12 protein-coding genes are annotated in these 12,806 nt (G+C 63.9%); 4 read left to right on the top strand and 8 right to left on the bottom strand.

Translation table 11 applies throughout. The annotated features are described in order from the left end of the window. Positions 1 to 4: 4 nt before the first annotated feature. A complete protein-coding gene (locus PRJ_RS18495) occupies positions 5 to 586 on the top strand; it encodes a DinB family protein (RefSeq protein ID WP_010953183.1) in 582 nt (193 codons plus the stop codon). Between the two features lie 72 nt (positions 587 to 658). Here PRJ_RS18495 and PRJ_RS18490 read toward each other — a convergent pair whose 3' ends face one another. The 6 genes from PRJ_RS18490 to yegQ all read right to left on the bottom strand — a co-directional run bounded on the left by PRJ_RS18490 (position 659) and on the right by yegQ (position 6,603). Next, a complete protein-coding gene (locus PRJ_RS18490) occupies positions 659 to 1,657 on the bottom strand; it encodes an alpha/beta fold hydrolase (protein ID WP_010953184.1) in 999 nt (332 codons plus the stop codon). 75 nt (positions 1,658 to 1,732) lie between these two features. Next, positions 1,733 to 2,170 carry a YqaA family protein gene (locus PRJ_RS18485; RefSeq protein ID WP_104962177.1) on the bottom strand — a complete coding sequence of 146 codons (438 nt, stop codon included), beginning with the start codon at positions 2,168 to 2,170 and terminating at the stop codon, positions 1,733 to 1,735. Continuing rightward, positions 2,170 to 2,598, bottom strand: a complete 429-nt coding sequence (locus PRJ_RS18480; protein ID WP_010953186.1) for a DUF411 domain-containing protein — start codon at positions 2,596 to 2,598, stop codon at positions 2,170 to 2,172. Before PRJ_RS18480 ends, PRJ_RS18485 begins: the two co-directional genes overlap by 1 nt. Before the next feature lie 14 nt (positions 2,599 to 2,612). Next, entirely contained in the window at positions 2,613 to 3,497 is an 885-nt protein-coding gene (locus tag PRJ_RS18475) for a copper resistance protein B (protein WP_104962176.1), read from the bottom strand. Beyond that, positions 3,490 to 5,187 carry a copper resistance system multicopper oxidase gene (locus tag PRJ_RS18470; protein WP_371920363.1) on the bottom strand — a complete coding sequence of 566 codons (1,698 nt, stop codon included), beginning with the start codon at positions 5,185 to 5,187 and terminating at the stop codon, positions 3,490 to 3,492. Before PRJ_RS18470 ends, PRJ_RS18475 begins: the two co-directional genes overlap by 8 nt. Before the next feature lie 81 nt (positions 5,188 to 5,268). Beyond that, positions 5,269 to 6,603, bottom strand: a complete 1,335-nt coding sequence (gene yegQ / locus PRJ_RS18465) for a tRNA 5-hydroxyuridine modification protein YegQ (protein WP_049587511.1) — start codon at positions 6,601 to 6,603, stop codon at positions 5,269 to 5,271. Between the two features lie 132 nt (positions 6,604 to 6,735). Here yegQ and PRJ_RS18460 point away from each other — a divergent pair, with 132 nt between their 5' ends. Continuing rightward, a complete protein-coding gene (locus PRJ_RS18460; protein ID WP_010953190.1) occupies positions 6,736 to 7,800 on the top strand; it encodes an AI-2E family transporter in 1,065 nt (354 codons plus the stop codon). 785 nt (positions 7,801 to 8,585) lie between these two features. Here PRJ_RS18460 and phnX read toward each other — a convergent pair. Next, positions 8,586 to 9,413 (bottom strand): phosphonoacetaldehyde hydrolase, encoded by an 828-nt coding sequence (gene phnX / locus PRJ_RS18440; RefSeq protein WP_003250077.1) that lies wholly within the window; start codon positions 9,411 to 9,413, stop codon positions 8,586 to 8,588. Positions 9,414 to 9,447: 34 nt separating this feature from the next. Continuing rightward, positions 9,448 to 10,554 (bottom strand): 2-aminoethylphosphonate--pyruvate transaminase, encoded by a 1,107-nt coding sequence (locus tag PRJ_RS18435; protein ID WP_014591727.1) that lies wholly within the window; start codon positions 10,552 to 10,554, stop codon positions 9,448 to 9,450. Between the two features lie 112 nt (positions 10,555 to 10,666). On the opposite strand from PRJ_RS18435, the gene PRJ_RS18430 reads away from it, so the two are divergent. Together PRJ_RS18430 and PRJ_RS18425 are read left to right on the top strand one after the other, a co-directional pair. Beyond that, positions 10,667 to 11,530, top strand: coding sequence for a LysR substrate-binding domain-containing protein (locus PRJ_RS18430; protein WP_010953192.1), 864 nt, complete (start codon positions 10,667 to 10,669; stop codon positions 11,528 to 11,530). A gap of 200 nt (positions 11,531 to 11,730) precedes the next feature. Next, positions 11,731 to 12,753 carry an AraC family transcriptional regulator gene (locus PRJ_RS18425; protein ID WP_104962171.1) on the top strand — a complete coding sequence of 341 codons (1,023 nt, stop codon included), beginning with the start codon at positions 11,731 to 11,733 and terminating at the stop codon, positions 12,751 to 12,753. Positions 12,754 to 12,806: the final 53 nt, after the last annotated feature.

The raw sequence follows: 12,806 nt of genomic DNA, 5'->3' as shown, positions 1-12,806 counted from the left end.
GACCATGCAGCCGTTATCGCATTATCTGCTGACCCAGGCCTATAACAATGGCTGGGCCAATCACCGCCTGTACAAGGCCTGCCTGCAACTGACCCAGGACGAGTTCGTCGCCCCGCGTTGCAGCTTCTTCCCGTCGATCAAGGCCACCCTCAACCATTTGCTCACGGTGGATTGGTTCTACCTGCATATGCTCGAGTGCGAGCAGCGCGGCGAGCAGCCCGATGCCGACGGCGAACGCTTTTTCGACCCGGAACAGCCGTTTGCCACCTGCACCGACCTGCATGCCGAGCAGGCCCAGGCTGATCACCGTTTGATCGCCTACTGCCGTGGGCTGAGTGATGGCGACCTGGGCCGCTATGTGAGCGTCGTGCGGCCTGATCGGGTGCAGCGCGAGCAGCGGCTGCGTTTGCTGGCGCATCTGTTCGAACATCAGGTGCATCACCGTGGGCAGGTGCACGCGATGCTCAGTGATACAGCGGTCAGGCCACCACAGCTGGATGAGTTTTTCTGCGAGGAAGAGGCCGAGTTGCGGGCGGGCGACTTTGCCGAGCTGGGCTGGACAGAAGAGCAGGTCTGGAAAGTGTAATGGCACCCTGTGGCAGCAGCGGTCTTGTGCAAAGTACAAAAGCGTACGCTGCCACAGGGGCCAATCATTGGCTCACTTGCCCAGCCATTCGACCAGGGTGCGATTGAACCGCACCGGTTCCTCGATTTGCGGCGCGTGCCCCATGCCTTCGAATGTGATCAGCTCACCTTTGGGTATCAGCCTGGCCACCTGCGGCCCCAGCTCTGCATAGTTGCCCAACCTGGCCTTTACCTCCGGCGGCGCGATATCGCTGCCGATGGCCGTGGTGTCCTTGTCGCCGATCAGCAGCAGGGTCGGCATCTGCAGGTGCTTGAATTCGTGGTACACCGGCTGGGTGAAGATCATGTCGTAGATCAGCGCCGAGTTCCACGCCACCGCTTCATGCCCCGGCCCTTTGTTCAAGCCCACCAGCATCTGCACCCAGCGTTCGTACTCAGGCTTCCAGCGCCCGGCGTAATAGGTTTTGCGTTCATATGCACGTACGCCTTCGGCATCCAGTTTGAGTTCGCGGGCATACCACTGGTCCACGGTGCGGTAGGGCACCCCCAGGGCTTTCCAGTCTTCCAGACCGATCGGGTTGACCATTGCCAGGCGTTCCACCTGCTGGGGGTACATCAGCGCATAGCGGGTGGCGAGCATGCCGCCGGTGGAGTGGCCTAGCACAATGGTCTGCTTCACACCCAGCTGTTCGAGCAGGGCATGGGTGTTGTCGGCCAGTTGTTGAAAGCTGTACTGGTAATGCGCCGGTTTGCTCGACGTACAGAAGCCGACCTGGTCGGGCGCGATGACCCGGTAACCGGCCTTGCTCAGGGCGTCGATGGTGGTTTCCCAGGTGGCGGCGCAGAAGTTCTTGCCGTGCATCAGCACCACGTTGTGGCCGTTGGCCTGGCCCTGGGCGGGCACGTCCATGTAGCCCATCTGCAGGGCCTGGCCCTGGGACTTGAAGTCGAAATGCTTTAGGGGGTGCGGGTAGCTGAAGCCTTCGAGCTGGGGGCCGTAGGTAGGCGACTCGGCAGCGATGGCCGAACTGCTGGCAAGGCAGGCCAGGGCAAGGGCGGTTGCGCGCAGCATGGGGGCACTCCGTGTAGGGCCAGGTTGAATGGGGCGACTGTAACAGGCAGTGGACCACGCGAAACCTGAAAGGTGTTACCAGGCGTGAAACCAGCCCAGGGTAATCATCGCAAGCACCGCATAGCGGCCAGCCTTGGCCAGGGTCACCAGCAACAGGAAGCGCCAGAATGGCTCACGCATTATCCCGGCGATCAGCGTAAGCGGGTCGCCGATCACCGGCATCCAGCTGAGCAGCAGCGACCATTGCCCCCAGCGTTGGTAGCGCTGCTGCGCACGCGCCAGTTGGGCTGCGCTGAAAGGGAACCAGCGTTTCTCGCGCAGGTGCTCGATGGCCCGGCCCAGCAGCCAGTTGACCACCGAGCCGAGCACGTTGCCCAGGGTAGCTACCAGCAGCAGGGTCGCCCATGCCTCGGGCTGGCGCAGCAACAGACCGACCAGCACGGCCTCTGATTGCAGCGGTAGCAGGGTGGCGGCACCAAAGGCGCTGAGAAACAGCGCCCCCAGGCTGAGCATCAGTAGTTGGCGACCACGGTGTCCTGGCCATCCTGGGTCACCCCGATGACCTGGTAGGCATCCTTGTGGTCACCCATCTCCATGCCGGGCGAGCCCATGGGCATGCCCGGCACCGCCAGGCCCTTGAGGTCGTTGCGCTTGGCCAGCAGGCGCACCTGCTCGGCCGGCACGTGGCCTTCGACGAACTTGCCGCCGATCACCCCGGTGTGGCACGACGCAAGGCGTGGCGCCACGCCGAGGCGTTGCTTGACGGCGCTCATGTTTGGCTCGACGTGGTCGTTGACGGTAAAACCATTGTCACGCAGGTGGCTGATCCAGGCCTTGCAGCAGCCGCAGTTGGGGTCGCGGTAGACGTCGATGGTCTCGGCGGCCTGGGCGAGGCCGGTGACGGCCAGCAGGCTCAGGGTCAGCAGGTGTTTGCGCAGCATGGTGAAGCACTCCTTTAAAAACGCAGGCGGATACCGGCGACCAGGCGGGTCTGGCCCAGATCTTCGCCGTCTTCTCGGGCCTGGTTGGCACGCGAGCCGTGCAGGCGGTTGAAACTGAGCCCGACGTAGGGGGCGAAGCCGCGCGTGATTTCGTAGCGCAGGCGCAGGCCCACCTCGCTGTCGGCCAGCCCCGCACCTTGTTCGCGCCCGGCGTCGTTGCGCCCGTAGAGGTTGGCCTCCAGGGTCGGCTCCAGTATCCAGCGGTTGGTCAGCAGCATAGCGTAAGCGGCTTCCAGGCGCAGCGCCGTCTGTTGCCGCTCGCCTGCATAGGCGGTGGCTTGCAGCTCCAGGCCGTACAACGGTGTGCCCTGGATGCCGAAGGCGGCCCAGGTTTGGCCACTGGCAGGCTTGAAGTCCTGGCGTGCACCGGCCACCAGTTCCCACCACGGGCTCACGGCATGGCCCCACAGCGCCTGTAGCTCGGCCTTGTGGGTCTTGCCCTGTTCGCGTTCGCCTTCGGTGCGCAGCCACAAGCGGTCGATATCGCCACCGACCCAAGCGGTGGCGTTCCAGTTCAGGGCACTGCTGCTCTCGAAGTTCTGGTATTCGAGCTTGTCCACGATCACTGCCCAGTTCAGCGCCCGGTCATGCGCCTGGTGCCCTGGCAATGGCGGGAAGGCGGCGCGGCGGTCGGCGTCGGTGATGACAGGCAGGGGCGTGCGAGGCTGGCTGAGGGAAGGCTGGTCATGGCCCATGCTTTCATGGTCCATGGGCATGGCCTGATGGCTCATCTGGCCGTGGTTCGTGTGTTCGGAACCCGCGGCCATCGCCCGTTCACTGGCCAGCAAGGTCAGCAGCGCCACGCCTGTCACGATGCTGCGGTTGCGGGTGTCATTCATCGACGCGTACCTCGCGGAGCATGCCGGTCTCCATGTGGTAGAGCAAGTGGCAGTGGTAGGCCCAGCGGCCCAGCGCGTCGGCAGTCACCCGGTAGGAGCGTCGGCTGCCGGGCGGGATATCGACGGTGTGCTTGCGCACCAGGAACTGGCCATGCTCGTCTTCCAGGTCGCTCCACATGCCATGCAGGTGGATGGGGTGGGTCATCATGGTGTCGTTGACCAGGGTGATGCGCACGCGCTCACCGTAGGTCAGCCGCAGCGGTTCGGCGTCGCTGAACTTGATGCCGTCGAACGACCAGGCGAAGCGCTCCATATGGCCGGTCAGGTGCAGCTCAATGTCACGCGATGGCGGGCGGCCATCCGGGTCGGGGTAGGGGCTGCGCAGGTCGGCGTAGGTCAGCACGCGGCGACCATTGTCACGCAGGCCTATGCCAGGATCGGCCAGGTTGGGGCGCGGTGCCATGGTCTGCATGTCCACCAGCGGGTTGTCGGTTTCACTGACCGGGTGTTGCTGCATGGCCGACATCGCGGCGTGGCCCATGCCGGCCATGCTGCCGTGGTTCATGCCCGGCATGGCATCCATACCGCCGTGGCCCATGTCCTCCATGCTCAGCACCGGGCGCGGGTCGGGGGCAGGCACCGGTGCCTGCAGCCCGGCCGCACGGGCCAGGGTGCCGCGGGCGAAGCCGGTGCGGTCCATGCTCTGGGCGTACAGGGTGTAGGCGGGTTGGTCACCCACGGTCACCAGCACGTCGTAGGTCTCTGCTACGGCAATGCGCAGTTCATCCACGCTCACAGGGGTCACCGGCAAGCCGTCGGCGGCGATCACCGTCAGCTTCAGCCCGGGGATGCGGAAGTCGAAGTAAGTCATGGCTGAGGCATTGATCAGCCGCAGGCGCACGGTTTCGCCTGGCTGGAACAGGCAGGTGAAGTTGCCTTGTGGTGGTTGGCCGTTGAGCAGGTAAGTGTAGGTGGCGGCGCTGACATCGGCGAGGTCGGTTGGGCTCATGCGCATGCGCGCCCAGGCCGTGCGTTCGGCGACGGTGGGGCTCCAGCCGTTTTCGGCCACGTCATCGATGAAGTCGCCAACCGTGCGCTTGTGGAAGTTGTACGCGTCGGACTGCGTCTTCAGCGTCGCCATCAGTTGTTCCGGCGCCTGGTCTGACCAGTCGCTCAATAGCAGCACATGATCACGCTGGTAGCGGTGCGTTTCGGGCTCGCGTGGCTCGATCACGATTGCCCCGTATACCCCGGCTTGCTCTTGCAGGCCCGAATGGCTGTGGTACCAGTAGGTGCCGCTCTGGCGCAGTGTGAACTGGTACAGGTAGTCGCCGCCGGGCTCGATGCCAGCGAAGCTCAGGCCAGGCACGCCGTCCATGTTGGCCGGCAGGATGATGCCGTGCCAGTGGATCGAGGTGTCCTGCGCCAGTCGGTTGCGCACGCGCAACGTCACAGTGTCACCTTCGCGCCAGCGCAGCAGTGGGCCGGGCAGGCTGTTGTTGACGGTCAGTGCGGTACGCGGTCGGCCTGTGATGTTGACCGGAGTCTGGCCAATGAACAGCTCGAAATGCTGGCCGGCCAGATCTCGGCCTTCAGCGGCCTGGGCCAGCGGGCGCCACAGACCCAGGCCCGCCAGCGTGCTGGCGGCGCCCAGGCCTTTGACAAACATACGGCGGGAGGGGTTGCGCAACATGGCGTGGCCTCATGCGGAAGAGCCACGATGTTCGCTGCCGCCGGCTGTCAGGTAGCTGAGGTGCACATTACAGTGTTGTCAGCTTGCTGCTTCGTCGATGCGCAGATCGCGCATCAGCAGGCCGTAGTCGAGGGCAACCTGTTCCGGGATCGGCAGATACACCACATGGCCATCGCCCGGTGCGACCTCGATGGCGTGCTGCTGGCGGTTGCACAGGCGGTGCAGGTCGAAGTGGTAGTTACCGCGCGGGGTCATCAGTTCCAGATGGTCGCCCACGGCGAAGCGGTTCTTCACCTTGACCTCGGCCAGGCCGTCGACGCGCACGCCAGTCAGTTCGCCTACGAATTGCTGGCGCTCGGACACCGAGTTGCCGCGCTGGTAGTTCTGGTACTCGTCGTGCACGTGGCGGCGCAGGAAACCTTCGGTGTAACCGCGTTGCGCCAGGGATTCGAGGTTGCCCATCAGGGCGCGGTCGAATGGTCGCCCGGCCACCGCGTCGTCGATCGCCTGGCGATACGACTGTACCGCGCGGGCACAGTAGAAGTGCGATTTGGTGCGGCCCTCGATCTTCAGCGAATGCACGCCCATCAAGGCCAGGCGCTCGACGTGCTGGATGGCGCGCAGGTCCTTGGCGTTCATGATGTAGGTGCCGTGTTCGTCCTCGAACGCCGGCATTTCAGTGCCGGGGCGGTTGCTTTCCTGCAGCAGGAACACTTGGTCGGTGGGTGCACCCAGGCCCAGGGTGGGCTGCACTTGGCGCACGATGTCACCGGTGGCGTTCTCGGTGGCCGGCGTGGCGTCGTACTTCCAGCGGCAGGCATTGGTGCAGGTGCCCTGGTTGGCGTCACGCTTGTTGAGGTAGCCCGACAGCAGGCAACGGCCGGAATAGGCCATGCACAGGGCGCCGTGCACGAACACTTCCAGTTCCATGCCCGGCACCTGCTGGCGGATTTCCTCGATTTCGTCCAGCGACAGCTCCCGCGACAGGATCACCCGGCTCAGGCCAAGTTGCTGCCAGAACTGCACGCTGGCCCAGTTGACGGTGTTGGCCTGCACCGACAGGTGCACCGGCATCTGTGGGAAGTGCTGGCGCACCAGCATGATCAGGCCGGGGTCGGACATGATCAGCGCGTCCGGCGCCATCTCGATCACGGGTGCCAGGTCCTTGAGGAAGGTCTTGAGCTTGGCATTGTGCGGGGCGATGTTGACCACCACGTAGAAGCGCTTGCCCAAGGCGTGCGCCTCCTCGATCCCCAGTGCCAGGTTGGCGTGATCGAACTCGTTGTTGCGCACCCGCAAGCTGTAACGCGGCTGGCCGGCGTAGACCGCATCGGCGCCGTAGGCAAACGCGTAGCGCATGGTCTTGAGGGTGCCGGCGGGGGCCAGCAGTTCGGGCTTGGCAGTAGGGTTCATGTGCGCACCGGGGCAAAAGGCGGGGATGCTAGGGTCGATGGACAAGGTGCGTATTGATTTGCGTCAAGTGAGCACGGCACTTTTGTCCAGGCGCGGTGCACTAATCACTCATAAGCCATTTGAGGAACTGCGATGAACGAAACCGCGCTACAGAACAAGGCCCTGGCAGTACTCTTGGCGTTGGTGACCATTGCCTTCTTCTGGATTCTTCTGCCGTATTACGGCGCAATCTTCTGGGCGGTGATCCTCGGCATCCTGTTCGCCCCGCTGCAGCGTCACTTGCTGATCCGCTGCGGGCGGCGGCGTAACCTTGCCGCGGCCACGTCCACGCTGGTGTGCCTGCTTGTGGCGATCCTGCCGGTGATCATCATCAGCGCCCTGCTGGTGCAAGAGGGCGCCACGCTGTACCAGCGCATCGAAAGCGGGCAGCTGGACATTGCCGGTTACGTCGAGCGCGGCAAGGACATGCTCCCGGCATTCGCCCAGCGTGGGCTGGACAACATGGGCATGGGTAACCTTGACGGGTTGCGTGACAAGATCACCAAGTGGGCAACCCAGGGTAGCCAGGTATTGGCCAGCCAGGCGTTCAGCTTTGGCCAGGGCACATTCGAGTTTCTGATCAGTTTCGGCATCATGATGTACCTGCTGTTCTTTTTCCTGCGTGATGGCCCGGAAGTTGCGCGCCGGGTGCGGATGGCCGTCCCGCTGCCCGAGCACCAGAAGCGTCGTTTGCAGTTGAAGTTCAATCGTGTGGTGAGGGCGACGGTGAAGGGCAACGTGCTGGTGGCTATTACCCAAGGTGCGTTGGGAGGCTTTATTTTCTGGGTGCTGGATATCCCGAGTGCGTTGGTGTGGGCGGTGCTGATGGCGTTTCTGTCGCTGCTGCCGGCGGTGGGCGCGGGCATCATCTGGGCGCCGGTGGCGGCGTATTTCCTGCTGACCGGGGCGATCCTGCAAGGGGTGGTGCTTACCGCGTTCGGGGTGCTGGTGATCGGCCTGGTGGATAATGTGTTGCGGCCAATCCTGGTGGGCAAGGATACGCGCATGCCGGACTACCTGATCCTGGTGTCGACCCTTGGCGGGCTGGCGGTGTTCGGCCTCAACGGCTTCGTGATCGGCCCATTGATCGCGGCGCTGTTCGTTTCCAGCTGGGCGATCTTTGCCGCGACCAAACCGCGGGTGCAATTGCCACAATAGCGTTCTAGCTCAGGTTTGTCGGCCGTAGGAGCGGGTTTACCCGCGAAGAGGCCGGCCCTGCTGGCCAATTTCCACCAGGCGTTCACCGTTGCCGCCGCTACCGTATTCGCGGGTAAACCCGCTCCTACGCCGGATCGGGGGTGGACACGCATCGGTGGCTGGGCACAGGCACCGTCGTGTAGGAGCGGGTTTACCCGCGAAGAGGCCGGCCCTGTTGGCCAATTTCCACCAGGCGTTCACCGTTGACGCCGCTACCGTATTCGCGGGTAAACCCGCTCCTACGCCGGATCGAGGGTGGACACGCATCGATGGTTGGGCGCAGGCACCGTCGTGTAGGAGCGGGTTTACCCGCGAAGGGGCCGGCCCTGCTGGCCAATTACCACCCGCCATTCACCGTTGCCGCCGCTACCGTATTCGCGGGTAAACCCGCTCCTACGCCGGATCGGGGGTGGACACGCATCGGTGGCTGGGCACAGGCACCGTCGTGTAGGAGCGGGTTTACCCGCGAAGAGGCCGGCCCTGCTGGCGAATTTCCACCAGGCGTTCACCGTTGACGCCGCTACCGTATTCGCGGGTAAACCCGCTCCTACGCCGGATCGAGGGTGGACACGCATCGATGGTTGGGCGCAGGCACCGTCGTGTAGGAGCGGGTTTACCCGCGAAGGGGCCGGCCCTGCTGGCCAATTACCACCCGCCGTTCATCGTTGCTGCCGCCACCGTATTCGCGGGTAAACCCGCTCCTACACAGATTGGTGGCGGACACACATACAGCGAAACCGCAGGGGTCAGAAGGCTTGCGGCATCTCGCCCTTGGCCAGGCGCCGGTTGATGTCGGCAATCACTTCGGGCAGGTCGTTGATGGTGTCGATCAGGTAGTGCGGGCGGGAGCCGGCAAACAGTGCATGGATGCGCTGGCGCTCGCTTTCCAGTTTCTCGGCACTCAACGCCCGGAAGCCTTCCCAGGTCAGGCCCAAGGCATTACCCGAGCAGACCAGCGCCACGGTCCACATGCCGGCACGGCGGCCTTCAAGAATGCCAGGCACGGTGTCGTCCACCTTCACGCAGGCCGCTACATCGTCAATCCCCAGCGCAATCACGTTGGCCAAGGCCTGGGCCGGCCATGGGCGGCCGTTCGGGGTTTCATCGGTGGCCACTACATGGTCGGCTACGTAGCCGTTCTGCGCAGCCAGTTCCACCACCTTGTCCATCACCACTTTCGGGTAGCCCGAGCACGAGCCGATCTTCAGGCCGTCTTGGCGTAGACCGGTGAGGGTGTCCAGCGCACCGGGGATCAGTGCCGAGTGCACGGCGATCTTCTCGATCTGCAGCGGCATGAAGCGGTTGTAGATGGCGGTGACGTCATCATCGGTCGGGGTACGGCCGAACACCTTGCGGTAGCGCTCGGCAATTTCCGGTACGTCGCACAGGGTGCGGATATGGTCCCATTTGCCCATGCCCATCGGGCCTCGGGCTTCCTCGATCGACACCTGCACGTCGAACTCGGCAAAGGCCTCGACAAAGATCTGGGTGGGAGCGAATGAGCCGAAATCGACCACGGTACCAGCCCAGTCGAGGATGGCGGCTTGCAATTGGGTGGGGTTGTTGTAGTTCATGTGCGCAAATTCCTGAGTTCGGGTGGGCAAAGCGTCAGATGTCCAGCACTTCCATTTCCCGCAGCACGTCGGCCACAGCATTCACGGCGGCCTGCATGCCGTCCGCCCCGACCACACCGATACAGCCGACGCGGAAGGTTTCGACCTGGGTCAACTTGCCCGGGTAGAGAATGAAACCCTTGGCCTTGACCCGCTCGTAGAAGTCCTTGAACTGGTAGCGGGCATCGGTGGGGGCGTGGAAGGTGACGATGATCGGCGCCTGGATCTCGGCAGGCAGGAAACTGCGCAGGCCGATGGCTGCCATGCCATCGAGCAGCGTCTTGCAGTTGTCTGCGTAGCGCTGGTGGCGGGCCGGAAGGCCACCTTCCTCGTTGTATTGCTGCAGTGCTTCGTGCAGTGCAGCGACCACGTGGGTAGGCGGGGTGAAGCGCCATTGCCCGGTCTTGGCCATGTATGCGTGCTGGTCGTGCAGGTCCATGGCCAGCGAGTGGGCATTGCCTTCGGCGGCCGCCAGGGCGTTTTTTTCGGCGAAGACGAAGCCCATGCCGGGTACGCCTTCCAGGCACTTTCCGGAGGCCGCGATCAGTGCTTCGAAGGGGATTTCGCGGGCATCGATCGGCAGTGCACCGAACGAGCTCATGGCATCGATGATCAGGCGCTTGCCATGGCGTTTGATCACCTGGGCGATCTCGGGCAGCGGGTTGAGGATGCCGGTGCTGGTTTCGCAGTGGATCAGCGCCACATGGGTGATGGCCGGGTCTTCGGCCAGCAGCCGGTCGACGTCGGCGGCGGTGGTCGGCTGGTCTTCGGCCGTTTCGAAGGTGCTGTAGGTGCGACCCAGCACTTTGCAGATCTTCGCCAGGCGCTGGCCGTACGCGCCGTTGATCAGTACCAGAACCTTGCCATCGCGTGGCACCAAAGTGCCGATGGCCGCTTCCACGGCGAAGGTACCGCTGCCTTGCAGGGGCACGCAGTGGTGGCTGCTGGCGCCGTCGATGATGGCCAGCAGTTGTTCGCAGACGCTGGCAGTCAATTGGTTGAAGTCACGGTCCCAGGAGCCCCAGTCCACCAGCATGGCTTGGCGGGTGCGGATTGATGTGGTCAGGGGACCTGGGGTCAGCAGAATCGGGGCATTGCTCATTCCGTTATTCCTCACAAGCGGTGGGCTGAAACTACGGGGCCTAGGTTGCAATTCGCGCTGCCATCAATCAAATTGTTTGTTGTTATCCCAGCTATAAGTCAGGCCGATGAGTATGAACCTGTTCCAGCTACGCGCCTTCGACGCCGTGGCCCGTGAGGGCAGCTTTACCCGTGCTGCCGAGCGCCTGTTCATCAGCCAGCCGGCGGTGACCGGGCACGTCAAGGCCCTGGAGGAGCACTACCAGATCACCTTGTTGCGGCGTACTGCACGGCGCGTGGAACTGACCGAAGAGGGCACGCGCCTGGCGGCCATCACCCGCGCCATGTTCGGCCTGGCCGAAGAAGCGCAGGCCATGCTCGAGGCCAACCGCCAGTTGCTGACCGGGCGCCTGGAGGTAGCTGCCGACGGCCCGCACCGGGTCATGCCGATGCTGGCGCTGCTGCGTGAACGGTACCCAGGCGTCACCGTCAACTTGCGCCTGGGCAATGCTCAGGAGACCTTGGCTGCGCTGCTCGGCGAGCATGCCGACGTGGCGGTGCTGACCGAAATAGAGCCGCGCAAGGGGCTGCATCTGCAAAATCTCTGTGAGTCGCGCCTGTGTGCGCTGTTACCGGTGGGGCACGCCTGGGCCAGCGCGCGGGAGGACTTGCCGTTGGCCGCGCTGCACCAGCAGATCATGGTGCTGCGCGAACCCAGCTCCACCACCCGGCGCACCTTCGACAAGGCCTGCATCAAGGCGGGCGTGCAACCGCGTGTATTGCTGGAGCTGGACAGCCGGGAGGCGGTAACCGAGGCAGTGGCCTCGCAGCTGGGGATTGGCGTTGTTTCTTCCACTGAAGTGGCCAATGATCCCCGTGTGGTGGCACGACCGTTGGCCGGCGAGGGCCTTGTCAACCAACACGTGATCGGCTGCCTGGAGCGTCGTCGCGAACTGCGCCTGATTCAGGCATTCCTGAGCCTGGCAGCGGGGCTATGATGGCTGTTTGCTGCGGGGCACCCTAGGCTCTGTATGAAAAGCCTTGATACTCGGTGATGCTGCGTTGAAAACAGCCTCGGAATGCTCATTCACAACCCGTAAACTCCGCTTCCTCGGCTGTTCTCGCCTTGCCTGACCTTCGTCTCAAGGCTTTTCATACAGACCCTAATATGGCCGGCAATCAGCCGACAGGACCGTCGATGAGCGACAAAGACACCATTTCCATGCAGCTGGTGCGCGAAGCGCTGTTGCAGACCTGCCCTGCCGGTGAGCCTGACAGTGGCTTGCTGGCCAGGGCGGGCATCGCCGTTGAACAACTGCACCTGCCAGAGGCAAGGGTCAGTGCCGAGTCCTATGCCCGCCTGTGGCGCTTGCTGGCCCGGCGCTGCAACGACGAGTTTTTCGCGATGGACCCGCGCGGTCTGTGCAGTGGCAGCCTGGCGTTCATGTGCCGTGCCAGCATGGGCCAGCCGACCCTGGGCGCAGGCCTGGAAACCTCGCTGGCATTTCTGTCGCTGATGCTTCAAGACATGCAGCCCAGCCTGGTGCGCCAGCAAGGCCTGGCCGAAATTGTCATCAATGAGCCGCGTGACGAACCGCGCCGCGCGTTCACCTATTTCACCTTCTGGATGATCGTGCATGGGGTGGCCTGCTGGCTGGCCGGGCGGCGCATCCCGATTCTGAGCATTGATCTGCGTTGTGCCGAACCACCCTTTTGCGACGACTACCGGGTCATGTTTTCGGAGAACCTGCATTTTGAGCGTCCACGCACACGCATGATCATTGCTTCGCAATACCTCGACTTGCCCCTGCGGCGCAGCGAGGAGGAGCTGCAGCGTTTTCTGGCCGAAGCGCCGGGCAATATCCTGGTCAAGTACCGTGACCCGGCCAGCCTCGGGCGGCGTATCCGCACCGACCTGTTGCGCCTGGCCCCTGAGCAATGGCCCGATGCTGACCGCCTGGCCCGGCAGCTGTGCCTGTCGCCATCGACCCTGCGGCGGCGTCTGGCAGAAGAGGGGCAGAACTACCAGGGCTTGAAGGACAGCGTACGACGGGAGCTGGCGATCGCCTGGCTCAGCCAGGAAGACGTGGCCATGGGCGAGCTTGCCGAGCGTTTGGGGTTCGCCGACAGCAGCTCGTTCTATAAGGCATTTCGCAAGTGGTTCGGCTGCAACCCGGGGCATTATCGGGCATTGATCCAGGCGCGAGGGGCAGGGCACTGAAGGGCGAACGCTTCCCGCCGTAGTGCATTACCGCGCGGGCCCAGAAGGCTTAC

It is taken from the genome of Pseudomonas sp. XWY-1 (assembly GCF_002953115.1).
Classification (GTDB): Bacteria; Pseudomonadota; Gammaproteobacteria; order Pseudomonadales; family Pseudomonadaceae; genus Aquipseudomonas; species Aquipseudomonas alloputida.
This window is presented reverse-complemented; position numbering and strand designations above follow the sequence as displayed.

Coding starts and splice junctions, on each gene's coding strand:
- PRJ_RS18495 (WP_010953183.1), top strand. CDS start 5: ATGCAGCCGTTATCGCATTATCTGCTGACCCAGGCCTATAACAATGGC.
- PRJ_RS18490 (WP_010953184.1), bottom strand. CDS start 1,657: ATGCTGCGCGCAACCGCCCTTGCCCTGGCCTGCCTTGCCAGCAGTTCG.
- PRJ_RS18485 (WP_104962177.1), bottom strand. CDS start 2,170: ATGCTCAGCCTGGGGGCGCTGTTTCTCAGCGCCTTTGGTGCCGCCACC.
- PRJ_RS18480 (WP_010953186.1), bottom strand. CDS start 2,598: ATGCTGCGCAAACACCTGCTGACCCTGAGCCTGCTGGCCGTCACCGGC.
- PRJ_RS18475 (WP_104962176.1), bottom strand. CDS start 3,497: ATGAATGACACCCGCAACCGCAGCATCGTGACAGGCGTGGCGCTGCTG.
- yegQ (WP_049587511.1), bottom strand. CDS start 6,603: ATGAACCCTACTGCCAAGCCCGAACTGCTGGCCCCCGCCGGCACCCTC.
- PRJ_RS18460 (WP_010953190.1), top strand. CDS start 6,736: ATGAACGAAACCGCGCTACAGAACAAGGCCCTGGCAGTACTCTTGGCG.
- phnX (WP_003250077.1), bottom strand. CDS start 9,413: ATGAACTACAACAACCCCACCCAATTGCAAGCCGCCATCCTCGACTGG.
- PRJ_RS18435 (WP_014591727.1), bottom strand. CDS start 10,554: ATGAGCAATGCCCCGATTCTGCTGACCCCAGGTCCCCTGACCACATCA.
- PRJ_RS18430 (WP_010953192.1), top strand. CDS start 10,667: ATGAACCTGTTCCAGCTACGCGCCTTCGACGCCGTGGCCCGTGAGGGC.
- PRJ_RS18425 (WP_104962171.1), top strand. CDS start 11,731: ATGAGCGACAAAGACACCATTTCCATGCAGCTGGTGCGCGAAGCGCTG.